Source organism: Kineococcus haloalkalitolerans (genome assembly GCF_050871905.1).
Lineage (GTDB): Bacteria > Actinomycetota > Actinomycetes > Actinomycetales > Kineococcaceae > Kineococcus.
This window is the reverse complement of sequence record NZ_JBJLSH010000054.1, coordinates 1-22,923: the sequence shown is the minus strand read 5'-3', so window position 1 is coordinate 22,923 and position 22,923 is coordinate 1. Positions and strand designations below refer to the sequence as shown.

Annotated in this window: 18 protein-coding genes and 1 pseudogene; 7 read left to right on the top strand and 12 right to left on the bottom strand. The window is 76.0% G+C overall.

Annotated elements, in window-relative coordinates:
• Nucleotides 1-121: 121 nt before the first annotated feature.
• Nucleotides 122-196: a 50S ribosomal protein bL37 gene (locus tag ACRYMY_RS17310; protein ID WP_371863679.1), complete on the bottom strand. Its 75-nt coding sequence runs from the start codon at nt 194-196 to the stop codon at nt 122-124.
• 99 nt (nt 197-295) lie between these two features.
• Here ACRYMY_RS17310 and ACRYMY_RS17305 point away from each other — a divergent pair, with 99 nt between their 5' ends.
• Nucleotides 296-1,405 carry a type IV pilus twitching motility protein PilT gene (locus ACRYMY_RS17305; RefSeq protein WP_432548467.1) on the top strand — a complete coding sequence of 370 codons (1,110 nt, stop codon included), beginning with the start codon at nt 296-298 and terminating at the stop codon, nt 1,403-1,405.
• A gap of 105 nt (nt 1,406-1,510) precedes the next feature.
• On the opposite strand, the gene ACRYMY_RS17300 is transcribed toward ACRYMY_RS17305, so the two are convergent.
• Nucleotides 1,511-1,741 carry a hypothetical protein gene (locus ACRYMY_RS17300; RefSeq protein ID WP_432548466.1) on the bottom strand — a complete coding sequence of 77 codons (231 nt, stop codon included), beginning with the start codon at nt 1,739-1,741 and terminating at the stop codon, nt 1,511-1,513.
• A gap of 100 nt (nt 1,742-1,841) precedes the next feature.
• Here ACRYMY_RS17300 and ACRYMY_RS17295 point away from each other — a divergent pair, with 100 nt between their 5' ends.
• Both ACRYMY_RS17295 and ACRYMY_RS17290 read left to right on the top strand, forming a co-directional pair.
• Complete coding sequence (locus tag ACRYMY_RS17295; protein ID WP_432548465.1) at nt 1,842-2,879, top strand: GlxA family transcriptional regulator; 1,038 nt, start codon at nt 1,842-1,844, stop codon at nt 2,877-2,879.
• Entirely contained in the window at nt 2,876-3,799 is a 924-nt protein-coding gene (locus ACRYMY_RS17290; protein WP_432548464.1) for a YihY/virulence factor BrkB family protein, read from the top strand. Before ACRYMY_RS17295 ends, ACRYMY_RS17290 begins: the two co-directional genes overlap by 4 nt.
• A 3-nt stretch (nt 3,800-3,802) precedes the next feature.
• Here ACRYMY_RS17290 and ACRYMY_RS17285 read toward each other — a convergent pair whose 3' ends face one another.
• Together ACRYMY_RS17285 and ACRYMY_RS17280 are read right to left on the bottom strand one after the other, a co-directional pair.
• On the bottom strand, nt 3,803-5,926 hold the full coding sequence (locus ACRYMY_RS17285) for a methyl-accepting chemotaxis protein (protein ID WP_432548463.1): 2,124 nt from the start codon (nt 5,924-5,926) through the stop codon (nt 3,803-3,805).
• A 153-nt stretch (nt 5,927-6,079) separates the two neighbouring features.
• Entirely contained in the window at nt 6,080-6,613 is a 534-nt protein-coding gene (locus tag ACRYMY_RS17280) for a DinB family protein (RefSeq protein WP_432548462.1), read from the bottom strand.
• A gap of 138 nt (nt 6,614-6,751) precedes the next feature.
• On the opposite strand from ACRYMY_RS17280, the gene ACRYMY_RS17275 reads away from it, so the two are divergent.
• Both ACRYMY_RS17275 and ACRYMY_RS17270 read left to right on the top strand, forming a co-directional pair.
• Nucleotides 6,752-8,446, top strand: a complete 1,695-nt coding sequence (locus ACRYMY_RS17275) for a methyl-accepting chemotaxis protein (RefSeq protein ID WP_432548461.1) — start codon at nt 6,752-6,754, stop codon at nt 8,444-8,446.
• Between the two features lie 20 nt (nt 8,447-8,466).
• Nucleotides 8,467-9,621 carry a sugar ABC transporter substrate-binding protein gene (locus ACRYMY_RS17270; protein WP_432548460.1) on the top strand — a complete coding sequence of 385 codons (1,155 nt, stop codon included), beginning with the start codon at nt 8,467-8,469 and terminating at the stop codon, nt 9,619-9,621.
• A 28-nt stretch (nt 9,622-9,649) separates the two neighbouring features.
• On the opposite strand, the gene ACRYMY_RS17265 is transcribed toward ACRYMY_RS17270, so the two are convergent.
• From ACRYMY_RS17265 to ACRYMY_RS17230, 8 genes and pseudogenes are all read right to left on the bottom strand, one after another.
• The gene (locus tag ACRYMY_RS17265) at nt 9,650-10,429 is read right to left on the bottom strand and encodes an amino acid ABC transporter ATP-binding protein (protein WP_432548459.1); all 780 of its coding nucleotides are present in this window, start codon (nt 10,427-10,429) and stop codon (nt 9,650-9,652) included.
• A complete protein-coding gene (locus ACRYMY_RS17260) occupies nt 10,426-11,418 on the bottom strand; it encodes an amino acid ABC transporter permease (protein WP_432548458.1) in 993 nt (330 codons plus the stop codon). The genes ACRYMY_RS17265 and ACRYMY_RS17260 overlap by 4 nt, the downstream gene beginning before the upstream one ends.
• The gene (locus tag ACRYMY_RS17255; RefSeq protein WP_432548457.1) at nt 11,415-12,362 is read right to left on the bottom strand and encodes an ABC transporter substrate-binding protein; all 948 of its coding nucleotides are present in this window, start codon (nt 12,360-12,362) and stop codon (nt 11,415-11,417) included. The genes ACRYMY_RS17260 and ACRYMY_RS17255 overlap by 4 nt, the downstream gene beginning before the upstream one ends.
• A gap of 171 nt (nt 12,363-12,533) precedes the next feature.
• Complete coding sequence (locus ACRYMY_RS17250) at nt 12,534-13,136, bottom strand: GDSL-type esterase/lipase family protein (protein ID WP_369053721.1); 603 nt, start codon at nt 13,134-13,136, stop codon at nt 12,534-12,536.
• A gap of 193 nt (nt 13,137-13,329) precedes the next feature.
• Nucleotides 13,330-13,533: pseudogene (locus ACRYMY_RS17245) on the bottom strand (Uma2 family endonuclease); the annotation flags it as partial.
• A gap of 368 nt (nt 13,534-13,901) precedes the next feature.
• Nucleotides 13,902-17,852: a multifunctional oxoglutarate decarboxylase/oxoglutarate dehydrogenase thiamine pyrophosphate-binding subunit/dihydrolipoyllysine-residue succinyltransferase subunit gene (locus ACRYMY_RS17240; RefSeq protein WP_432548456.1), complete on the bottom strand. Its 3,951-nt coding sequence runs from the start codon at nt 17,850-17,852 to the stop codon at nt 13,902-13,904.
• Between the two features lie 195 nt (nt 17,853-18,047).
• On the bottom strand, nt 18,048-19,202 hold the full coding sequence (locus tag ACRYMY_RS17235) for a sensor histidine kinase (protein WP_432548455.1): 1,155 nt from the start codon (nt 19,200-19,202) through the stop codon (nt 18,048-18,050).
• Nucleotides 19,199-19,966, bottom strand: a complete 768-nt coding sequence (locus ACRYMY_RS17230) for a response regulator transcription factor (protein ID WP_432548454.1) — start codon at nt 19,964-19,966, stop codon at nt 19,199-19,201. The genes ACRYMY_RS17235 and ACRYMY_RS17230 overlap by 4 nt, the downstream gene beginning before the upstream one ends.
• A 164-nt stretch (nt 19,967-20,130) precedes the next feature.
• On the opposite strand from ACRYMY_RS17230, the gene ACRYMY_RS17225 reads away from it, so the two are divergent.
• On the top strand, nt 20,131-21,597 hold the full coding sequence (locus ACRYMY_RS17225; RefSeq protein ID WP_432548453.1) for a GuaB1 family IMP dehydrogenase-related protein: 1,467 nt from the start codon (nt 20,131-20,133) through the stop codon (nt 21,595-21,597).
• Nucleotides 21,598-21,828: 231 nt separating this feature from the next.
• Entirely contained in the window at nt 21,829-22,905 is a 1,077-nt protein-coding gene (locus ACRYMY_RS17220; RefSeq protein ID WP_432548452.1) for a hemolysin family protein, read from the top strand.
• Nucleotides 22,906-22,923 lie beyond the last annotated feature (18 nt).

Sequence of the window (22,923 nt, the reverse complement as noted above, 5' to 3'; positions counted from 1 at the left end):
CCCCCCCCCCCCCCCCCCCCCCCCCCCCCCCCCCCCCCCCCCCCCCCCCCCCCCCCCCCCCCCCCCCCCCCCCCCCCCCCCCCCCCCCCCCCCGCGCCCGGTCTCGCACCGGGCCCGCGGCTCAGGCGTTGGGGCGGTTGCCGTGGTTGGCGGCGTTGCCCTTGCGCGAGCGGCGCTTGCGGCCTCGCTTGCTCATGAGCTGCTCCTTCCTGCTCGATCGGACCGGCGTCCATGCTCCCACGGGGCGAGGGGGCTCAAGGCCGCGGGGCGCGGCGCCGATGCCTCACCGGTGACGATCACGGAGCAGGCGGCCCCGGCCGGCGCGGAGGCGCTCATCACGCCCTACCTGCGCGCTCTCGTGGAGCTGCGCGGCTCGGACCTGCACCTGAAGGCCGGGTCGCCGCCGCGGGTGCGCATCGACGGCAGGCTGCGCGCCCTGCAGGCGCCGCCGCTGACCCCGGAGCTGACCGAGCGCATGCTGGCGCAGGTCCTGCGCGCCGACCTCGTCGAGGAGTTCGCCCGCACCCACGAGGCGGACTTCGCCCACTCCCTGCCCGGCGGCGCCGGCCGCTTCCGCGTCAACGCCTACCGCCAGCGCGGCTCCGTCGGCATGGTGCTGCGCCGGGTCGCCGCCCAGGCCGTACCCCTGTCCGCGCTGGGCGTGCCGCCCGTCCTGGAGCAGCTGGCGCTGGAGCACCGCGGCCTGCTGCTGGTCACCGGGCCGACCGGCTCGGGCAAGACCACGACGCTCGCCGGGATGATCGACCACGTCAACTCGGTGCGCGAGAAGAACATCGTCACCATCGAGGACCCCATCGAGGTCCTGCACACCGACAAGCTGTCGATGATCAGCCAGCGCGAGGTGCGGCTGGACACCGCCGACTTCACCACGGCCCTGCGCGCGGCCATGCGCCAGGACCCCGACGTCATCCTCGTCGGCGAGATGCGCGACCAGGAGACCGTCAAGGCGGCGCTGTCCGCCGCGGAGACCGGCCACTTCGTCATGTCGACGCTGCACACCATCGACGCCGCCGAGACGATCTCCCGCATCATCGACTTCTTCCCCCCGCACGAGCAGAAGCAGGTGCGCCTCGCCCTGGCCGGCTCGCTGCGCGGCATCGTCTGCCAGCGCCTCGTCCCGCGCGCCGACGGGCAGGGCCGCTGCGTGGTCATGGAGATCTGCGTCAACACCGGACGCGTCGCCGACGCCATCGCCGACCCCGACAAGACCCACCACATCACCGACCTCGTCCGCGAGGGCGGGTACTACCACATGCAGACCTTCGACCAGCACCTCGTGGCGCTGGTGCGCGACCAGGTCGTCACGCTGGAGGACGCTCAGCAGGCGGCCACGAGCCCGCACGACCTGGCCGTCGAGCTGCGCCGCCTCGGCCTGGTCGCCTGACGCCTGGTGCTCGACGCCTGACGCCTGGTCGCTCGACGCCCGGACGCCGCGGGGGCCGGTGTCGCCGCGGCGGCCAGCCCCCGTCCAGCCCTCGTCCAGCGCCGGTCAGCGCCGGACGGGAGCGGCGGTGCGCTCGCGGCGCGCCGGCGGGTCGGGCCGCTGCGGCGGCGGGCCTGTCCAGCCCCGCCCGTCGTCCCAGCCCTCGTCCCACCCGCCGGAAGCGCGGGTGTCGGCGCCCAGCCACCAGGCGAGCGGGCCGAGCAGCGGGGGCAGCAGCAGCAGGGCCAGGCCCACCCAGTCGTCGAGCGCGAGGCCGAGGACCGTCGTCGTCGTCATGACCCGAGCGTGCTCCGCCGGCGGTCCCGCGCCGAGTGGCAGGTGTGCCGATGTCCGTCCAGATCCTGCCAACTCCGCGGAGCGGTGGCACACTCGCGGCGTGGACCGGTCGTGGGACGTGGCGGTGGTCGTCGGGGAGGGGTTCTCGGCGTTCGAGTTCTCCATCCCCTGCGAGGTGTTCGGCATCGACCGCACCGAGGACGGCGTCCCGGCGTTCGGCTTCGCCGTCTGCACGGCCACCGCCGCGCCCGTGCGCTCCCGGCACGGCTTCAGCCTCACCGCCGAGCACCGCCTCGACCGGCTCGCCGCCGCCGACCTCGTCGTCGTCTCCCCGTCCCGGCCCTTCGAGGGCGCCGCCGAGGCCGAGCTGCACCGGCAGCTGCACGCGGCCGTCGACCGCGGCGCGCGCGTGGTCAGCCTGTGCAGCGGCGCGTTCACCCTGGCCCGCGCCGGCCTGCTCGACGGCCGCCGCGCCACCACCCACCACCGCTACGCCGCCCGCCTGGCGCGCGACTTCCCCCGCGTCGAGGTCGTCCCCGACGTCCTGTACGTCGAGGACGGCCCCGTCGCCACCTCCGCGGGCACCGCCGCGGGCATCGACCTGTGCCTGCACCTGGTCCGCGAGGCGTTCGGCACCACCGTGGCCACGGCGGTCGCGCGCCGGATGGTCGTGCCCCCGCACCGCGACGGCGGGCAGGCGCAGTTCGTCGAGGCGCCCGTGCGCCCGTGCGCGGACGAGTCGCTGCAGCGGGCCCTGCTGTGGGCGACGCGCCACCTCGACGAGGAGATCGACGTGGCCGGCTGGGCCCGGCGCGCCGCGATGTCGCCGCGCACCTTCGCCCGCCGCTTCCGCGCCGAGACCGGGGTGACCCCGCACCGGTGGCTGCTGGAGCAGCGCGTCGGCGTGGCCCGCCTGCTGCTGGAGGAGGGGGACGAGAGCGTCGACGAGGTCGCCCGCCGCTGCGGCTTCGGCTCCGCCGCGATGCTGCGCCAGCACTTCCTGCGCCTGGTGGGGACCACGCCCAGCGCCTACCGGCGCGCCTTCCGCGGCCCGCAGCGCGGGCCGGAGCCCGTCGTCCTCACCGCGCCGGCCCCCGCGGCCGCCACCACCCCGGCACGCGTCCTGGCGCCGGCATGAGGCGCGCCGCGCTGCACGAGCTGTTCCGCGACGTGCGCGAGCGCCTGCGCGGGCACGACCTGTGGATCGTCTCCGCCGGCGTCACCTTCTACGCGGCCGTCGCGCTCGTGCCCTCGCTCGTGGTGGGGGTGCGGCTGCTGGCCGCCGCCATCGGCCCCGAGCGCGTCGTGGAGCTGGGGGAGTCGGTGGCGCTCGCGCTGCCCGCCCAGCAGGACGCCGGCGACGTCGTGCGCTCCCTCGTGGCCCAGGCCGTCGGCGTCGGCTGGCTCGCCGCCCTCGTCGCCCTCGTGCCCGCCACCGTCTACGGCGAGGGGCTGCGCCGCGGGTTCACCCGCGTCAGCGTCCGCCGCGACGAGCCCGCCCCCGAACCGCTGCACGGGCGGGTCGGCGCGTGGAAGGTGCGGGCGCTGGCGGTCCCGCTGCTGCTGCTGTCGCCGCTGGGGCTCCTCGCCGTCCTGGAGGTGGCGCCGCTGCTGGCGCGGCTGTTCGGCACCGGCGGCGCCTGGCGCACCGCCCTGGCCGTGTACGTGGCCCTCAACGTCGACTGGCTGGTCGTCTCGCCGGTCCTCGTCTACGTCTACCGGGTGCTCAGCCCGCGCCGGCCGGGCTGGCGCGCCTGCCTGTGGGGCGGGTACGCCACCGGCGCGTTCGTCTCCGGGTTCCTGCAGGGGTTCGTGCTCTTCCTCAGCATCCCCGTCGACCTCGGCGCCCCCTTCGGCGGCTTCACCCAGGTCGGCGGTGCCGTCGCGGTCTGCCTGTGGCTGTGGGTGTTCACCGCGCTGACCGTCTACGGCTACGCCGTCACCCTGGAGCTCGACCGCCGCGACGGCTCGCCGTTCGCGTTCCTGCGCGCCGGGGCCGGCCGCGGTCCCGGGTCCTCCGTGCCCGGGACCGGCCGCGGCGTCCACAGCCGCGGCTGAGGCTCACAGCCGGAACTGGCGCACCTCGGCGTCCAGGTCACCGGCCACCTGGCCCAGCTCGGTGACGGCCTCCCGCACGGCGCTGACCTGCGTCGTGGTGCCCGCGACGGCCTCGGCGGTGCCCGCCAGGGCCGTGGCGATGCCGCCGGAGCGCTCGGCCGCCGACTGCAGCGTCCCGCTGACCGAGGTCGTCGTGGCCAGCTGCTCGGCGACGGCGGAGGCGATGGTGGCCTGCATCTCGTCGACCTGCGCGATCGTGGTGGAGATCTGGGCGATGTCCGCGCGGACCGCCGCGGCCTCGGCCTGCACCGCCGTCAGCGTGGGGGCGATCTCCTCGGTCGCCTGCGCCGTCTGGCGGGCCAGCTCCTTGACCTCCTCGGCGACCACGGCGAACCCGGCGCCGGCCTCGCCCGCGCGGGCCGCCTCGATCGTGGCGTTGAGGGCCAGCAGGTTGGTCTGCGCGGCGATCGCGGTGATCTGGCGCAGCACGTCGGCGATGGCCTGCGAGGAGCCGCCCAGGCGCTCGACCGTGCCGGTGGCCGCGTGCGCCAGCTGCACCGCCTCCCCGGCCACGACCGTCACCGAGCTGGTCGTGGAGGACACGTCGTCGGCGGCCGCGCGCAGCTGCTCCACGGCGGCGGAGACCTCGTGCACGCCGCCCGAGACGCCGGTGGCGTCGCCGGCGACCTGCCCGATCCGCGCCGACGTCGAGCCGGCCGTGGCGGCCAGGCGCCCGCTGGCGCCGTCCAGCACGCCCGCGGTCCCCGTGACCCGCTCGGCGCCGCGGCGCATGGCGGTCACGGCCTCGCGCATGGCGCGCACCGCCGCGTCGAGGGCGCGGCTCATCGCGCCGATCTCGTCGCCGGCGGCGGCCTCGCGCTCGTCGTGCGCGTCCACGGACAGGTCGCGCTCGGCCACGCGGGTCAGGACGCTCGTCAGCCGGCCCAGGCGGCGCACCAGCGTGCGCGCCAGCAGCGCGATGACGACGGCCATCAGAGCGGCGACCGCCAGGCCCGTCAGGACGGTGGTACGCACCAGCGCCGCGCCGCCGTTCTCCACGCGGTCGGTGACGGCCGCGGTGTCCGCCGCCGGCAGCCAGCTGGTGACGACCCACGAGTACGGCTTGTAGGCCGAGACGCCGACGGTCTGCTCGCCGCCGGGCAGCCGGACGGAGGTGGTGGTGAACTCGCCCTCGTCGAGGCCCGCGGCCAGGTCGAGGACCTCCTGCACGTAGGGCTCGCCGTCGGCGTCGACGGCCTCGAGCATGTCCTGCCCGTCGCGGGCGCCCTCGGGCGCGACGACGGCCTGCCCGCGCGTGGCCTGCGCGGAGGAGAAGACGGCGTAGCCGCCGCTGGCGCCGACGGTCGCCTCCGCCAGGCGCGCGCGCAGGTCGGCCGTGACCTCGTCCTGCGGCAGGCCGACGAAGACGGCGCCCACGACGTCCCCGCCGACGATCAGCGGCGCGTAGACGGTGACGTACTGGCGGTCCACCACGGTGGCGGTGCCGCGGTACGTCTCGCCGGCCGTGAGGGCGGCGACCACCGCGTTGGGGGAGCCGTCGGCCGCCGTGGCGGGGATGTAGGTGCCGATGGCCCGCGAGCCGTTGGCGCCGACCACGGTGGTCGCCACCCGCAGCATGTCGCCGGCCTCGTTCATGCGCTGGAAGACGGTGGTCACGGCACCGGTCAGGCGCACGGCCTCGTCCAGTCCGGGCACCGTGGCCGCGGGGTCGGACACCTGGCCCAGCCAGGTGTCGCCGAACTGCAGGCGCGGCAGCGTGACCTGCACGGCCTCCTTGGTCACCTGGTTCGTCGCCGTCCAGCTGACGGGCGCGCCGGTGCCGACCGGGCCCAGGGCCGCCAGGCGGTCCTCGGTGACCCGCAGGTCGCCGTCGAGCATCGACTGCACCGTCTCGGCCTGCGTCGTGACGGTCGCCAGCACCTGCTCGCCCGCGTCGTGCAGGGAGCGCTCGGACATGGCGCGCACGTCGCCGGCCGCACCCGAGGCCAGGTCGCCGACCTGCCAGGCGCTCAGGGCGCTGAGCAGCCCGGCGGTCACCACCACGGCGCCCACCCCGGGCAGCAGCAGCTGCGCGCGCAGGGAGCGGGGACGGAACCTGCTGGACACGGGGGACCTCCGGCGTGCTGGCGTGCGCGCCCGGACGGGGCGCTCAGGGCCTCCATCGGCAGCGGCACCCGGGACCTTCAGCCCTGGCGCCGCCGTCGCCGCCCTGCCGGACCCGGGGCCCGGCAGCCCCCGAGGACCCGCCGGAGCCCCTGGTCAGTCCCGGTGCTCGCCCGTGCGCCCGTCGATCAGCTCGCGGACCACGTCGGCGCGCCCGGCGTGCCGGGCGGCCTCCTCGACCACCTGCACGAGGACCCGGCGCAGCGTCACCGGCTCGCCGTCGGGGGTCGTGCCCCGGTCGGTGACCTTCAGCTCGGCCAGCACCGCGTCGGCGTCGCGGCGGGCGTCGGCGTAGTAGGCCAGCACGCCCTCGCGGGTCTCCCACGGGTGCACGCGCCAGTCGGCGTGCGGGTCCTCCGGCGGGGTCGGCACGTCCCGGGACGGGCGGCCGAAGGCGGCGCAGCACCAGCGGTACTCCACCGACGCCAGGTGCTTGACGAGCGAGAGCAGGCTGAGCCCGGACGGCAGCACGGGCCGGCGCACCTGCTCGTCGTCCAGGTCCTCCAGCTTCCACAGCAGCGCGTCGCGGTGGCGGTCCAGGCTCGCCGTCAGCGTCTTCTTCTCACCGGCCGTCAGGGGCACGCGCGAGGACGTGGCGGGCGTGGCGGGCGCGGGGGGCGTGGCAGGCACGGGGACACGCTAACGGCCCGCGCGCGGCGCGCCCACCACGCTCCGGTCCGCGGCCGCTCAAGGTGCCACCGACCTGCGCCGAACAGGTGACGTCCGGGCGGTCCCCGCCCGGAGCACCGGTGAGCAGCGGGGGAGACGATGACGGCACGGGCCGGCAGCGCGACGACGAGCGCGACGAGGGGCGCGACGAGGGGCGCGAGCACGGGCGCGGCGGGGGGACCCGGCGGCCCCGGGACGGTCCGCAGGCGGCGCTTCGCCGACCGCTCCCTCGGCACCAAGATCACCGCCCTGGTCGCGCTGTGCGTGGCCGTGGGCGCCGTCGTCCTCGGCGCGGGCCTGTCCGGCCTGAACGGCGTCAGCGGCCGCGCCGCCGCCGTCTACGAGGACGCGCTGCTGCCCGCCGCCGACCTCGCCGGCGTGCGCGCGGCCGCCCTGCAGTCCCAGCGCGACCTGGCCAACCTCGCCCTGGCCGAGGACCAGGTCGCCGTCGAGGACCTGACGCGGCGCCTGGCCGACGTCGACGGCGAGCTCGACGCCCTCGTCGCCGACCTGTCCGCCCGCGAGCTGTCCGGCGAGCAGCGCGCCGCGCTGCGCGAGTTCAGCACCTGGTGGGGCAGCTACCGCGACGTGCGCGACGACTTCCTCGTGCCGCTGGCCCAGCAGGGCGAGCGCGCCGCCTTCCAGGAGCTGTACCTGGGCAACACCGCCATCCTGGCCGCCAACGCGATGCGGTCGCTGGACGTCCTCGACGAGCTGGGCGAGCGGGCCGGTGCCGCCTCGGCCGCGGCCGCCCAGGACACCGTCGCCCGCGCCCGCCTGGCCATGGTCGTGGCCCTGCTCGCCGGGGCGGCCGTGGCCGTCGTCCTGGCCCGCGTCATCGCCGCGCACGTCGTGCGCCCCCTGCGCGTCGTGCGCGACGCGCTGGCCCGGCTCGCCGAGGGCGACCTGACCTCCACCGCGGCGGTCGACCAGCGCGACGAGGTCGGCCAGATGGCCGCCGCCCTGGACGTCGCCACCGCCAGCATGCGCCGCACCGTCTCCGCCCTGGCCGGCGACGCCACCACGCTGGCCTCCGCCGCCGAGGAGCTGACCGCCACCAGCCGCACCATCGCCGACGGCGCCGGCGCCGTGTCCGGCCGGGCCGCCGACGTCGCCGGCGTCGCCGGCGGGGTCAGCGACCACATCGCCGGCGCGGCCGCCGGCACCGAGGAGATGGGCGTGGCGATCCGCGAGATCTCCGCCAACGCCGCCCGCGCCTCCGAGGTCGCCGGCGAGGCCGTCTCGATCGCCACCACCACGGCGGGCACGATGAGCGCCCTGGGCCGCTCCTCCGCCGAGATCGGCACCGTCGTCAAGACGATCACCTCCATCGCCGAGCAGACCAACCTGCTGGCGCTGAACGCCACCATCGAGGCCGCCCGCGCCGGCGAGTACGGCAAGGGCTTCGCCGTCGTGGCCGGCGAGGTCAAGGAGCTGGCCCAGCAGACCGCCCGCGCCACCGACGACATCGCCCAGCGCGTGGTCGCCATCCAGGCCGACGTCGACGAGGCGGTGGCCGCCATCGGCAGCATCACCGGCGTCATCGGCGACATCAGCGACTACCAGGGCACCATCGCGGCCGCCGTGGAGGAGCAGGCCGCCACCACCCAGGAGCTGTCCCGCAGCGTCGGCGACGTCTCCCGGGGCGCCACCGACATCGCCACCGCCATCGACGCCGTCGCCCGCGCGGCCTCGGTCACCGGCACGGGCGCGGCCGACTCCGAGCGCGCCGTGCGCGAGCTCGCCGCCATGGCCTCCCGCATGACCGCCTCCGTCGCCCGCTTCCGCTACTGACGCGCCCAGGAGCACACCCCGTGGACACCCCGAAGACCCCCACCACCCCCAGCGCCCCCGCCCGCCCCCGCCGGCGCGCCGCGGTCGCGCTGGTCGGCGCCGCCCTGGCCGCGCTCGCCCTGACCTCCTGCGGCGGCGACGCCGCGGGCACGAGCGCGGCCCCGGCCGCCCCGGAGGCCGCCGGGGGCGGCGCCGGGCACCGGGTCGCCTTCCTCGTGCCGGACTCCTCGCTGCGCTTCGTCGGCGTGGACGCCCCGCACTTCGCCGTCCGCCTCGCCCAGCGCTGCCCGGCCTGCACCGTCGACGTGCTGCGCGCCGGCGACCAGGCCGAGCAGAACGCCCAGGCCGAGCAGGCGCTCGCCGACGGCGCCGACGCCCTCGTCGTCGTCGCCGTCAACGGCGAGGAGGCCGCGCCGCTGGCGCAGGCCGCCGCCCGCGAGGACGTGCCCGTCGTCGCCTACGACCGGTTCCTGCCCGACGCGCCGCTGGACCTGTACACCTCCTTCGACGGCGGGGCCGTCGGCACGCTGGGCGGGCAGGCGATGCTGGACGCGCTCGGCGAGGACGCGGGCGAGGGCGTGGTGCTCTGGCTCAACGGCGACCGCACCGACAACAACGCCGGCCTGTTCGCCGCCGGCGCGCACGCCGTCCTCGACGGCCGGGTGCAGGTGCTCGAGGAGCACTACGTCGACGGCTGGAGCGCCGACGAGGCCCGCGCCGTCACCGAGCGCGCTCTGCAGAACCTCGACGGCCGCCGCCTCGTGGGCGTCTACACCGCCTACGACGGCCTGGCCGCGGGGGCGCTCAAGGCGCTGGACGCCGCCGGCCTGCCGCCGGTGCCGATGACGGGGCAGGACGCCGAGGTCGCCGCCCTGCAGCGGATCCTGGCCGGCACCCAGACGATGACGGTCTACAAGGACCTGCCGGGCCTGGCCCGCACGACCGCCGACCTCGTCCTGGACGTCCTGGAGGGCCGGCCCGTCGAGACGACCGGGACGACGCCCGGCACGACGCCCGACGGGCCCGGCGCGGTCCCGACCGTCCTGCTGCAGCCGCAGGCCGTGGACCGCGAGGCCATCGCCTCGACCGTCCTGGCCGACGAGTTCACCACCGTGGACGCGCTGTGCGCCGGCGCGGCCAGCCGCTCCTGCGTCGAGGCGGGCATCACGGGCTGACGCCGGCCGGCACCGACGGGCCGGCGGCTCAGCCCTCGTCGCCCGAGCGCACCCGGGCCAGGAACGCCCGGGTGCGCTCGTGCCGCGGGGCGCCGATGACCTGCTCGGGCGTGCCGCGCTCGACGACCACCCCGCCGTCCATGAACACGACCTGGTCGGCGACCTCGCGGGCGAAGGCGACCTCGTGGGTGACGACGACCATCGTCGTGCCGTCCGCGGCGAGCTCGCGCATGACCTGCAGGACCTCCCCGACCAGCTCGGGGTCCAGCGCCGAGGTCGGCTCGTCGAACAGCATGAGCTTGGGCCGCATCGCCAGGGCCCGCGCGATCGCCACGCGCTGCTGCTGCCCGCCGGACAGCTGCGCCGGGTAGTTGCCGACCCGGTCGGCCAGCCCGACCCGCTCCAGCAGGGCCAGCGCGCGCCGCTCGGCGTCCGCGCGCTTCTCCCGGCGCACCAGGCACGGGGCCTCGACGACGTTCTCCAGCGCCGTCATGTGCGGGAAGAGGTTGAAGCGCTGGAACACCATGCCGATGTCGCGGCGCTGCGCGGCGATCTGCTTGTCGGTCATCCGGTGCAGCCGGCCGCCGCGCTCGAGCAGGCCGACGAGCTCGCCGTCCACCCGCAGCCGCCCGCCGTCGATGCGCTCCAGGGCGTTGATGCAGCGCAGGAACGTCGTCTTGCCCGAGCCGGAGGGCCCGAGCAGGCACACGACCTCCCCGGCGCGCACCTGCAGGTCGATGCCCTTGAGGACCTCGGTGTGGCCGAAGGACTTCGAGACGTTGACGGCCTCGACCAGCGGGCGGCTCACTTGGCGCCCCCCGGGCCCAGGGCCACACCGGCCGCGGCCGGGCGGGCGGTGGCGGCCTGGCCGCCGAACCCGCGCCCGAACCGCTTCTCCAGGAAGTGCTGGCCGACCATCAGCACGCTGGTCAGCACGAGGTAGTACAGGACGGCCGCCGACAGGGCGGGCAGCACCTGGTAGGTGCGGCCGCTGATCTGGGTGACCTGGTAGAAGAGCTCCAGCGTCACCGGCAGCGCCGACAGCAGCGAGGTGTCCTTCATCATCGCGATGAGCTCGTTGCCGGTGGGCGGCACGATGACGCGCATCGCCTGCGGCAGCACGACGCGGCGCATCGACTGCCGCTTGGTCATCCCCAGCGCCTCGGCGGCCTCGTGCTGGCCGCGGTCCACGCTGAGCAGCCCGGCGCGGGCGATCTCGGCCATGTAGGCGGCCTCGGACAGCCCCAGGGCCAGGACGCCGCCGGCGTACCCGCCGAGCAGGCGGTAGATCGTCGCCTGGTCGAGGTTCAGGAAGCGCAGCTCCGGGGTGCCGAGCGCGTCGGTCAGCAGGAAGTCGAACGGCACCCCGAACGACAGACCGCCGGCGAACAGCGCGCCCAGGCTGCCGGTGAAGGTCAGCAGCACGTAGCGGGGCACGGAGCGGAAGAACCACGTGTAGACCCACGCCGCCCCCGACAGCAGGGGGTTGTCCGACAGGCGCATCACGGCCAGCAGCACGCCCAGGCCCACGCCGATGACCATCGCCAGCACCGTCATCAGCAGCGTGCCGAGCAGCACGCCGCGGATGACCGCGGTCTGGTTCATCACCTCCAGCGTGAACGCCCAGTCGAAGGCCGGGTTCGTCACGAGCAGGTGCCCGAGCATCGCCACGAGGACGGCGATGACGGCCAGCGCCACCCACCGCCACGGGTGGCGCACCTCGACGGCGTCCACCGCCCCGGGGCGCCCGGCGTCGGCCGGGTGCTCCGGGGCGCTCGCGCCCGGCTCGGTGGTCACGACGCCGGGTTGACCGGGAACTCGTCGACGGCGCCGTCCTCCGCGCCCCAGGCCTCGACCGCGGCGGTGTAGGCGCCCTCCTCGGCGATCGCCTGCAGCGCCTGGGAGATCGCCTCGGCGGTGTCCGTGCCCTCCAGCGGGACGACGATGCCGTAGGGGGCGGCGTCGTAGATGTCGCCGGCCAGCTCCAGGCCCTCGGTCTGCTGCACGGCGTAGGCGGTGACGGGGGAGTCGGCGAGCATCGCCTGCACGCGGCCCTGGGCCAGCGCCGCGGCCGCGTCCTGCTGGGAGCCGAAGGGCACGACGTCGATGGCCGGCTGCCCCGCGTCGGCGCACGCCTGCTGGCGGGCCGGCAGGTCGTCGTCGGCCTGGGTGGTACCGCTCTGCACGGCGACGCTGGCCCCGCACGCGTTCTCGGGGTCGATCCCGTCCGGGTTGCCCTCGCGCACGGCCCACTGGGTGCCGGCGTTGAAGTACTGGACCATGTTCACCTGCTGCAGCCGCTCGGCGTTGACCGTGAACGAGGAGATCGCCGCGTCGTAGCGGTTGCCCTGCACGCCGGTGATGAGGGTGTCGAAGCCGGCGTTCTCGTAGCGCGCCTCGACGCCCAGCTTGGCGGCCACGGCGTCCATGAGGTCGATGTCCATGCCGACGATCTCCTGGCCCTGCAGGAACTCGTTGGGCGCGTACTCGGCGTTGGTGCCCACGCGCAGCACGCCGGAGTCCTGCACGGACTGCGGCAGCATCGCGGTCAGCGCGGGGTCGGCCTCGACGGTGGCGGCGGGCGTGGCGCCGCCGGTGGCGGCGCCCTCCTGCGGGGCGCCGGACAGCGAGTCGGACCCGCAGCCGGCCAGGACGAGGGCGCCGGCGGCCAGCGAGCCGGCGGTGGCCAGCAGCGAGCGGCGGGTGGCGCTGCGGGTGGTGGAGATGGAGCGGACGGGCACGAGGGGTCCTCCCGGACGGCGGCACGAGCGAGCACAGTCTGAACCACGGGTGGCGCGCGGGTGGACGCGGTCCGCGACCGACGGGGCCGCTGTCACGCGCTGTTCACACGCGCGCGGGCGGTGATCGCGCTGAGTGCGAGCGGCACCACCGCTGGTGACGGCGCGGACGGGTCAGGGCTGCGGCACGCCCAGCCAGTCGTACCAGCCGCTGTGCAGCACCAGCCACGCCACGAGCCCGTACCCCGCCTGCCCGGGGTGCACGCCGTCGGAGGCCGCCAGGTCGGCGAACCAGTCCTCGTGCTCCGACAGCGGCGTCCAGGTGTCCACGTAGGCCACCCGCCGGCGCGCGCACACGTCGGCGAAGGCGTCGGCGAGGTCCGCGATCCGGTCGTTGCGCTCGGCGTCCGCGACCGGGGTGGGGCCCACCACGAGCGTCGGCAGGCCGCGCGCCTCGCACTCGTCGAGGACGTTGGCGAGGTTGAGGCGGCTGCGCGCCAGCGACGTGCCGGCGTCCAGGTCGGCGTGGCCCAGGCCCACGACGAGGCGGTGCTCGTCGCCGCCGGCGAAGCGGCGGGCGGTCTCCTCGCGCCAGCGGGCGTTCAGGTCGGTGGTCGTCTCCCCGGGCACGCCCAGCGGGAACATCGTCACGTCGCGGTCCTCGCGGGGGGTGCGGGCCGAGACCCGGCCGACCCAGCCCAGGGCGCGCGGGTCGCCGACGCCCGTCACGAACTCGTCGCCCACCAGGCACACGCGCACGTCGTAGCGGCCGTTCACTGGTTCTCCTCGCGCACGTGCGGGTGCTCCTCAGGCTCGTCGGGGTGCGACGGCCGAGGATAGTCGTCCGCGCGGCCCGCCCGGTGCGGACGTGACCCGCCCGGCGGTCGGTCCGCGACGAGCGCGCCGACGTCCAGGACCAGGGCGCCGGGCCGACGTCCAGCTCCACCTCGCCCGCGGCGGCCTCCAGCACCCGGGTGGGCCGGAACGCGCCGCCGTCGAGCACGAGCGTCGTCAGGGTCCGCTCGCGCGGGTCGACGACCCAGTACCGGGGCAGGCCCCCCTGGGCGTGCTCCGTCACCTTCAGCAGCAGGTCGTCGCGGCGGTTCGTCGACACGACCTCCACCACGAGGGCGGGCGTGCCGGTGGAGCGCTGCGGGACGGTGCGGTCCGCCACGGCACACCACGACCTCGGGCACGAAGGCGTCCGCCGCGGGCTTCCACTCCCAGCCCGGGTCGACCTCGTGCGTCGGCGGCAGCACCGCGCGCAGCGCGACGGCCGGCTCCAGGCAGATGTCCTGGTGCCGCTGGTCGGGGGTGGGGCTCACGAGCAGGTGCCCGTCGACGTGCTCGACACGGGGGTCCTCCGGCAGGGCGGCGTACTCGTCCCAGCTGAGCGCGCGCTCGCGCCCGGTCGTCGCCGTCACCGCCGGCACCTCCCCGCGCTCGCCACGCCCACCGCCGCCGCCAGCGCACGACGCCCCCGGCACCGCGCGCGGGTGCCGGGGACGTCGTCGCGAGGGGTCGAGGGGGCCGCGTCAGCGGTCAGCGGGTGAAGGCCCGCTCGGCCAGCTCCTTCTGCTCGGCCTGGTGCCGCTTGGCCGAGCCGACGGCGGGGGAGGCGGAGGCCGGCCGGGAGACCAGCTCCAGCTTCGAGCCCAGTTCCTTCCACAGCCCCAGGGCCACGTGCTGCCAGGCGCCCTGGTTGGCCGGCTCCTCCTGCACCCACACCAGCTCCGCGTCGTAGCGGCCGGTGACCTCGCGGATGCGGTCCACCGGCAGCGGGGCCAGCTGCTCGACCCGCACGATCGCGGTGGTGCGGTCACCGCGGCGGGTCCGCTCGGCGGCCAGGTCGTAGTAGACCTTGCCCGAGCACAGCAGCACCCGGGTGACCTCCGCCGGGTCCAGGCCGGCCACGTCGTCCACGACCGGCTCGAACGTGCCGGAGGTGAAGTCCTCCACCGCCGACTGCGCGGCCTTCAACCGCAGCATCGACTTCGGCGTGAACACCACCAGCGGCTTGCGCGGGCGCGCGTACGCCTGGCGGCGCAGCAGGTGGAAGTAGCTGGCCGGGGTCGAGGGGACCGCGACCGTCATGTTGTCCTCGGCGCACATCTGCAGGAAGCGCTCGATGCGGCCGGAGGAGTGGTCCGGTCCCTGCCCCTCGTAGCCGTGCGGCAGCAGCAGCACGACCGAGGAGCGCTGCCCCCACTTCTGCTCGCCGGAGGAGATGAACTCGTCGATGACGGTCTGCGCGCCGTTGAAGAAGTCGCCGAACTGCGCCTCCCACAGCACCAGCGCGTCGGGGCGCTCGACCGAGTAGCCGTACTCGAAGCCCATCGCCGCGTACTCGCTCAGCAGCGAGTCGTAGATCCAGAACTTCGCCTGCTCCTGCGTGAACGCCGGGTCGCCGGAGTTCTTGCCCAGGTACAGCAGCGGCGTCCACTCCTCGCCGGTGACCCGGTCGGTGAGGACGGCGTGGCGGGACACGAACGTGCCGCGGCGCGAGTCCTGCCCGGCCAGGCGCACCGGGGTGCCCTCCAGCAGCAGCGAGCCGAAGGCCAGCAGCTCGCCCCAGCCCCAGTCGATGCCGCCCTCGCGCGACATCTGCTCGCGCTTGTCCAGCAGCTGGCGCAGCTTGGGGTGGACGGTGAAGCCCTCCGGCGGGTTCGCCTGCACGCGGCCGATGTGGGCGATCACGTCCTCGCCGACGGCCGTGCCCACCGAGCGGCCGGCGGCCTGCTCGTCGGCCTCCTGCGCGCTGGGCTTCTCCAGCCCGCCGCGGCTGTCGCCGTCACCGCCGGCGCTGCCGCCGTCGCCCTTGGTCTCGGCGAACGCGCGCTCCAGCTGGGCGGAGTAGTCGCGCAGCGCCTCCTCGGCGTCCTCGACCGAGATGTCGCCGCGGCCGATGAGCTGCTCGGTGTAGCTCTTGCGGACGCTGCGCTTCTTCTCGATGAGGTTGTACATGAGCGGCTGCGTCATCGACGGGTCGTCGCCCTCGTTGTGGCCGCGGCGGCGGTAGCAGACCATGTCGATGACGACGTCCTTGTCGAACGCCTGCCGGAACTCGAAGGCCAGCTGCGCCACCCGCACGCACGCCTCGGGGTCGTCGCCGTTCACGTGGAAGATCGGCGCCTGGATCATCCGGCCCACGTCGGTGCAGTACACCGACGAGCGCGCCGAGGCGGGCGCCGTGGTGAACCCGACCTGGTTGTTGATGACCACGTGCACCGTGCCGCCCGTGCGGTACCCGCGCAGCTGCGACAGGTTGAGCGTCTCGGCGACCACGCCCTGCCCGGCGAACGCCGCGTCGCCGTGCAGCAGCACGGGCAGCACGGGGAACGACTTGCCGGCCAGGTTGATGCGGTCCTGCTTGGCGCGCGCCACGCCCTCCAGCACCGGGTTGACGGCCTCCAGGTGCGAGGGGTTGGCCGCCACGTACACCTTCGTGCGCTCGCCGTCCTCGCCCGTGAAGGTGCCCTCGGTGCCCAGGTGGTACTTCACGTCGCCGGAGCCCTGCACCGTCCGCGGGTCCTGCTGGCCCTCGAACTCGCGGAACACCTGCGAGTAGCTCTTGCCCGCGATGTTCGTCAGGACGTTGAGCCGGCCGCGGTGGGCCATGCCCAGGCAGACCTCGTCCAGGCCGTTCGTGGCGGCCCGCGACAGCAGCGCGTCCAGCAGCGGGATGACGCTCTCGCCGCCCTCCAGGCTGAAGCGCTTCTGCCCCACGTACTTCGTCTGCAGGAACGTCTCGAACGCCTCGGCGGCGTTCAGGCGGCGCAGCACGCGCAGCTGCTCGGCCGCGCTGGGCTTGGCGTACGGGCGCTCCACGCGCTCCTGGATCCAGCGCCGCTGCTCCGGGTCCTGGATGTGCATGTACTCGATGCCCACGGTGCGGCAGTAGGAGTCGCGCAGCACCCCCAGCACGTCGCGCAGCTTCATGTGCGCCTTGCCGCCGAACCCGCCGGTGGGGAACTCGCGGTCGAGGTCCCACAGCGTCAGCCCGTGCGTCTCGATCTCGAGGTCGGGGTGGACGCGCTGGCGGTACTCCAGCGGGTCGGTGTCGGCCATGAGGTGCCCGCGCACCCGGTAGGCGTGGATCAGCTCGACGACCCGGGCCGTCTTGTTGATCTGGTCGTCGTGCGAGATGGAGATGTCCGGCGTCCAGCGGATCGGCTGGTACGGGATGTGCAGGGACTGGAAGACCCGGTCGTAGAAGCCGTCCTCGCCCAGCAGCTTCTGGTGCACGACCCGCAGGAACTCGCCCGACCCGGCGCCCTGGATGATCCGGTGGTCGTAGGTCGAGGTCAGCGTGAGGACCTTGCTGACCGCCAGGCGGGTCAGCGTCTCCTCGCTCGCGCCCTGGTACTCGGCCGGGTACTCCATCGCGCCCACGCCGATGATCGCGCCCTGGCCCTTCACCAGCCGCGGCACCGAGTGGACCGTGCCGATGGTGCCGGGGTTGGTCAGGCTGATCGTCACGCCGGAGAAGTCGTCGGCCGTCAGCTTGCCGGCGCGGGCGCGGCGCACCACGTCCTCGTAGGCGGCCCAGAACTCGGCGAAGTCCTTGGTGTCGGCCTCGCGCACGCCGGGCACCATGAGCTGGCGCGAGCCGTCCGGCTTGGGCAGGTCGATGGCGATGCCGAGGTTGACGTGCGCCGGCTGCAGCACCGCCGGCTTGCCGCCCTCGAGGGTGTAGGCGGCGTTCATCGACGGCATCTGGCCCAGCGCCTCGACGACGGCGAAGCCGATGAGGTGGGTGAAGGAGACCTTGCCGCCGCGCGCCCGCTTGAGGTGGTTGTTGATGACGATGCGGTTGTCCACCAGCAGCTTGGCCGGCACGGCCCGCACGCTCGTGGCCGTGGGGACCTCGAGGCTGGCCTCCATGTTGGTGACCACGCGCGCGGCCGGGCCGCGCAGCTTCTCCACGCGGTCGGAGGCCGGCGCGGCCTGGGCGGCGGGCGCCTGCGCGGGCACCGGGCCGCGCCCGCCCGCGGCGGCCGGGGCGGCGGCGTCGGCGGGTCGCGGGGCGCGGGTGCCCGGCGCGGGGGAGGGGGCCGGGGCGGGCTGCGTGCCGCCGGGCTTGGAGGGGGCCGCGGGCGCCGGCGGCGGCGCGGAGGCGCGCTGCGGCGCCGGGCTCCGCGGGGCGGCCCCGGGTGCGGGGGTGCTCGGCGCGGGGGCGGGCGCGGCGGCCTCGTCGCCGCGCTCCGCGGCGGGCCGCTCGGCCGCGGCCGTGCCCTCGGACCCGGTCGCGCCGTTGCGGCGGGCGCCGTGCCCGTCGGCGACGTGCCCGCCCGCGCCGTCCCCGTCGCGCTGGTGGGAGGTGGTGCGCCCGGCGGGGTTGTCCGCGGGGGCGTAGTCCGCGAAGAAGTCCCACCACGCCTCGTCGACCGAGTGCTTGTCCCGCTTGTACTGCTCGTACAGCTCGTCGACGAGCCACTCGTTGGGGCCGAACGTGGAGAGCTTGTCCTCGTGGGGCGAGGGCTGGTGAGGCACGGCGGTGTCGCCTTCTTCCTCGAGAGGTCGGACTGTGCGGGCGCGCGTCCACCCTATCCCCGCCGCACCTCACCGGGCCCCCGGGCAGACCGCGCCGCCGCGGTCCCCGGACGAGACGTACCTCACGCCTCGTGACGACTGCAGCACGCGACGCAACCGGTGCGGGCGGCCCCGCGGCCGCGTCCCGCCGAGGGCTCAGACGCCGTCCGCGGGGTCCGCCGGCAGGTGCACGTCGATGCGGCAACCGCCCTCCGGCGGCGTGGGTGCCACCCGGATCGTGCCCCCGTGCAGCTGCACCGCCCAGCGCGCGATCGCCAGCCCCAGGCCCGTGCTGCCGCCCGTGCGCGAGCTGCCCCGCTGGAAGCGCTCGAAGACCCGCTCGCGGTCGGCGTCCGGGATGCCCGGGCCCTCGTCCTGCACCGAGACCCGCACCACGCTGCCCAGCGCCCGCGCCGAGACCGTCACCGTCCCGCCCGCGGGGGAGTGCCGCGAGGCGTTGTCCAGCAGGTTGGCCACCACCTGGTGCAGCCGCGCCGAGTCCGCGCTCACCGTCAGCCCCGGCGGCACGACGTCCACCGCGAACGTCACCTCGCGCCCCGTCATCGACATCGCCCGCGTGGCCTGCTGCAGGAACGGGCCCAGCGCCACGTCCTCGCGGTCCAGCGCCACCGCGCCCGCGTCCAGCCGCGACAGGTCCAGCAGCTGCTCCACCAGCCGGGCCAGCCGCTCCGTCTGCGCCAGCGCCGTGCCCAGCGTCTCGCGGTCCGGCTCCGTGACCCCGTCCACGAGGTTCTCCAGCACCGCGTGCAGCGCCGAGACCGGCGTGCGCAGCTCGTGGCTGACGTTCGCCACCAGCTCCCGGCGCTCGCGGTCCACGGCGCCCAGGTCCTCGGCCATCCGGTTGAAGGCGTGCGCCAGCTCGCCCACCTCGTCGCGGCTGGTCGCGCGCACCCGGCGCGAGTAGTCGCCCGTGGCCATCGCCCGCGCGGCCGCGGTCATCTCCCGCAGCGGCGAGGTCATCCCGCGGGCCAGCAGCTGCGTGAGGACCAGCGCCAGCACGATCGAGACCGGCAGCGTGTACCGCGGCCCGATGCCCTGGTGCAGCGCCTGCCACACGAACAGGGCCGCCACGGTGACCGTCGCGCCCACCAGCAGCGCCAGCTTCGTCTTCAGCGAGTGCACCGGGTCCAGCGGGCGCACGTCCTGCCAGGCGCGCCGCGCGCCCGCCGCCCGGGAGGCCGCCGCCCGCGCGGCCCCCGCGGCGCCCGTCAGCGGGATAGGGCCGGTCAGGCCCGTGCCCTCGCGGGAGGCCCGCTCGCGCGCCAGCTCGTGGGTCCGGTCGTCCGTCACCCGGTCGTCCCGTCGCCGGCCGGCTCGAACGCGTACCCGACCCCGTGCACCGTCCGCACCAGGTCGGCCCCCAGCTTGCGCCGCAGCGCCTTCACGTGGCTGTCCACGGTCCGCGTCCCCGACGCGTCGGCCCAGTCCCAGACGTCCTCGAGCAGCTTCTCGCGCGTCAGCACCGTGCGCGGCGAACCGGCCAGGCACACCAGCAGGTCGAACTCCGTGGGCGTCAGGTGCACCTCGGTGCCGGCCCGCCGCACCCGCCGCTGGTCGCGGTCGACGACCAGCTCGCCGTCGGCCACGGGGAAGACGAGGGTCCCGGCCGCGGCGGGGGTGCCCACCAGCTGGCGGGCGCGCTCGACGCGCCGCACCAGCGCGTTGACCCGCGCGACCAGCTCGCGCATCGAGAACGGCTTGGTCATGTAGTCGTCAGCGCCCACGCCCAGGCCGACGAGCTTGTCCGTCTCGTCGTCGCGCGCCGTCAGCATGAGCACGGGCACCGGCCGCGCGGCCTGCACCCGGCGGCACACCTCCAGGCCGTCGAAGCCCGGCAGCATGACGTCCAGGACCACCACGTCGGGCGAGACGCGCTCGCACAGCTCCACCCCGCCGGGGCCGTCGGCCGCGGTCTCCACGACGTAGCCCTCCGCGCGCAGGCGGCGCGCCACCGCGTCGGCGATCGTCGGCTCGTCCTCGACGACGACGGCCGTGCGGCCCGCGGCCGGCTCGCCGGCGCCGCGGGCGGGTGCGGGGGTGCTGCCGGTGCTCATGGGGCCGAAGCCTAGGCCGCCGCGCCGCGCGCGGCCGGGGACGAGGCCGGGGCGCGCACCAACCCCCCACGGCCTCCACAGGACCCGTCCAGGCCGCTCCCGGCCCGGGTCCGGCGGCGTCCCGGCGTGTCCCGCCGCGTCCCGGCGCCGCCTACCCTCCAGGGGTGCGATTCCTCGACGGTCAGCGGCCGGCCACCGACCTCACCTACAACGACGTCTTCCTGGCGCCGTCGCGGTCGGCGGTGACCTCGCGCCTGGACGTGGACCTGACCACCGGCGACGGCACCGGCACCACCGTGCCCGTCGTCGTCGCCAACATGACGGCCGTGTCCGGCCGGCGGATGGCCGAGACCGTCGCCCGCCGCGGCGGGATGGCGGTGCTGCCGCAGGACCTGCCACTGGACGTGGTGGCCGAGGTCGTCGGCTGGGTCAAGGAGCGCCACCCCGTCTTCGAGACGCCCGTGGTGCTGCACCCGACCGACACCGTGCACGACGCGGTGAACCTCATGCCCAAGCGCGCGCACGGCGCGGCCGTCGTCACCGACGCCTCCGGCGCGGTCGTCGGCGTCGTCACCGCTGCCGACTGCGCGGACGTCGACCGCTTCACCCAGGTGCACGCCGTCATGAGCCCCTCGCCGGTCACGCTCGACGCCGACCTGCTCGAGCGCGACGGGGCCGTCGACCGCGACGGCCTCGAGGCCGCCTTCGACCAGCTGCACACCTCCCGCCGCCGCTTCGCACCCGTCGTGCGCGACGGTCTGCTCGTCGGCGCGCTGACCCGCCGCGGCGCCCTGCGCTCGACCGTGTACGCCCCCGCCCTGGACGCCGGCGGCCGCCTGCGCATCGCCGCCGCCGTCGGCATCAACGGCGACGTGGCCGGCACCGCGAAGGCCCTGCTGGCCGCCGGCGTGGACGCCCTCGTCGTCGACACCGCCCACGGGCACCAGGAGAAGACGCTGGAGGCCCTGGCGGCCGTGCGCGGGCAGGACCCGCAGGTGCCCGTCGTGGCCGGCAACGTCGTCACCGCCGCCGGCACCCGCGACCTGCTGGCCGCCGGCGCCGACATCGTCAAGGTCGGCGTCGGCCCCGGCGCCATGTGCACCACGCGGATGATGACCGGCGTCGGGCGCCCGCAGTTCTCCGCCGTGCTCGAGTGCGCCGCCGCGGCCCGCGAGGCCGGCGGGCACGTGTGGGCCGACGGCGGGGTCCGCCACCCGCGCGACGTCGCCCTCGCGCTGGCCGCCGGGGCCAGCCAGGTGATGGTCGGCTCCTGGTTCGCCGGCACCCACGAGAGTCCCGGCGACCTGGCCGTCGACGCCGACGGGCGCGCCTACAAGGAGAGCTTCGGCATGGCCTCCGCGCGCGCCGTCGCCGCCCGCACGCGCGCCGACTCCCCGTTCCAGCGGGCCCGCAAGGGGCTGTTCGAGGAGGGCATCTCCTCCTCGCGCATGCACCTGGACCCGCACCGGCCCGGCGTGGAGGACCTGCTGGACCAGATCACCTCCGGCGTGCGCTCGGCGTTCACCTACGTCGGCGCGCGCACGGTCGCCGAGTTCGCCGAGCGGGCCGTCGTCGGCCTGCAGTCCGCCGCCGGGTACGACGAGGGACGCCCGCTGCCCGCCGGCTGGTGACCCGGCCCCTCCCGCCCGTCCCTCGCGCGACTCCCGGCGCGCTCGCCACCCCTCCTCGCACCGGGAGGGGTGGCGAGCGCGCCAGGAGTCGTCCGGGCCGGGCCGCGTCCCTATGCTCGTCAGCGCCATGAGCTCATCTCCCGGGCCGCGCGGCGGCCCCACCCCCGGCACCCCCGCAGGACGCGTCGACAGCGGCTCCGGCGGGCCCGCCCACCCGCGCGGGGGCGGCGCGTGACCGAGTGGCTCCTGCTCGGCGTCGGTGTCCTGCTGACCCTGGGCACCGCGGTCTTCGTCGCCGCCGAGTTCTCCTTCGTCACCCTGGACCGCTTCGCCGTCGAGAACGCCGCCCGCGGCGGCGACCGGCGCGCGGCCGGGGTGCTGCCCGCGCTGAGCAGCCTGTCGACCCAGCTGTCCGGGGCGCAGGTCGGCATCACCCTGACCACGCTGCTGCTCGGCTACCTCGTCGAGCCGTCCCTGGCGACGCTGCTGCGCGGCCCGCTCGGCGAGCTCGGCCTCGGGCCCGCGCTGACCGGCACCGTCGCGGTCACCGCCTCCGTGGTGCTGGCCGCGGCCTTCTCGATGGTCGTCGGGGAGCTGGTGCCCAAGAACCTCGCCCTGTCCGTGCCCCTGGGCACCGCGCGCGTCGTCGCCCCGCTGCAGCGCGGCTTCACCTGGGTGATCTCCCCGCTCATCACCGTGCTCAACGGCAGCGCCAACCGCTTCCTGCGCGCGGTGGGCGTCGAGCCGCAGGAGGAGCTGTCCGGCGCGCGCTCGGCGCGCGAGCTGGCAGCGCTGGTGCGCCGCTCCGCCGACCTGGGCACCCTCGACCTCGGCACGGCCACCCTGCTCAGCCGCACGCTCGTCTTCGGCGACCAGACGGCCGCCGACGTCATGACCCCGCGGGTGCGGACGCAGTCGCTGCGCCACGACGAGACCGCCGCCGACGTCGTCGCCCGCGCCCGCGCCACCGGCCACTCGCGCTTCCCCGTGACCGGCGACGACCTCGACGACGTCCTCGGCGCGGTGCACGTGAAGTCCGCGGTGGCGGTGCCCCCCGAGCGCCGCGCCGAGGTGCCCGCGGCCGCGCTGATGGCCGAGGTGCGCCGCGTGCCCGACACCCTGCGCCTGGACCCGCTGCTGCTGCAGCTGCGCCAGAAGGGCCTGCAGCTGGCCGTCGTCGTCGACGAGTACGGCGGCACGGCCGGCGTGGTGACGCTGGAGGACCTGGTGGAGGAGATCGTCGGGGGCGTCGCCGCCGAGCCACTCCGCGACCCCGCCCGGCGGCGCCGGCACCCCCCCCGCTCCTAGACCGTCCGCGGCCGCGCC

Coding starts and splice junctions, on each gene's coding strand:
- ACRYMY_RS17230 (WP_432548454.1), bottom strand. CDS start 19,966: ATGAGCACCGGCAGCACCCCCGCACCCGCCCGCGGCGCCGGCGAGCCG.
- ACRYMY_RS17300 (WP_432548466.1), bottom strand. CDS start 1,741: ATGACGACGACGACGGTCCTCGGCCTCGCGCTCGACGACTGGGTGGGC.
- ACRYMY_RS17290 (WP_432548464.1), top strand. CDS start 2,876: ATGAGGCGCGCCGCGCTGCACGAGCTGTTCCGCGACGTGCGCGAGCGC.
- ACRYMY_RS17275 (WP_432548461.1), top strand. CDS start 6,752: ATGACGGCACGGGCCGGCAGCGCGACGACGAGCGCGACGAGGGGCGCG.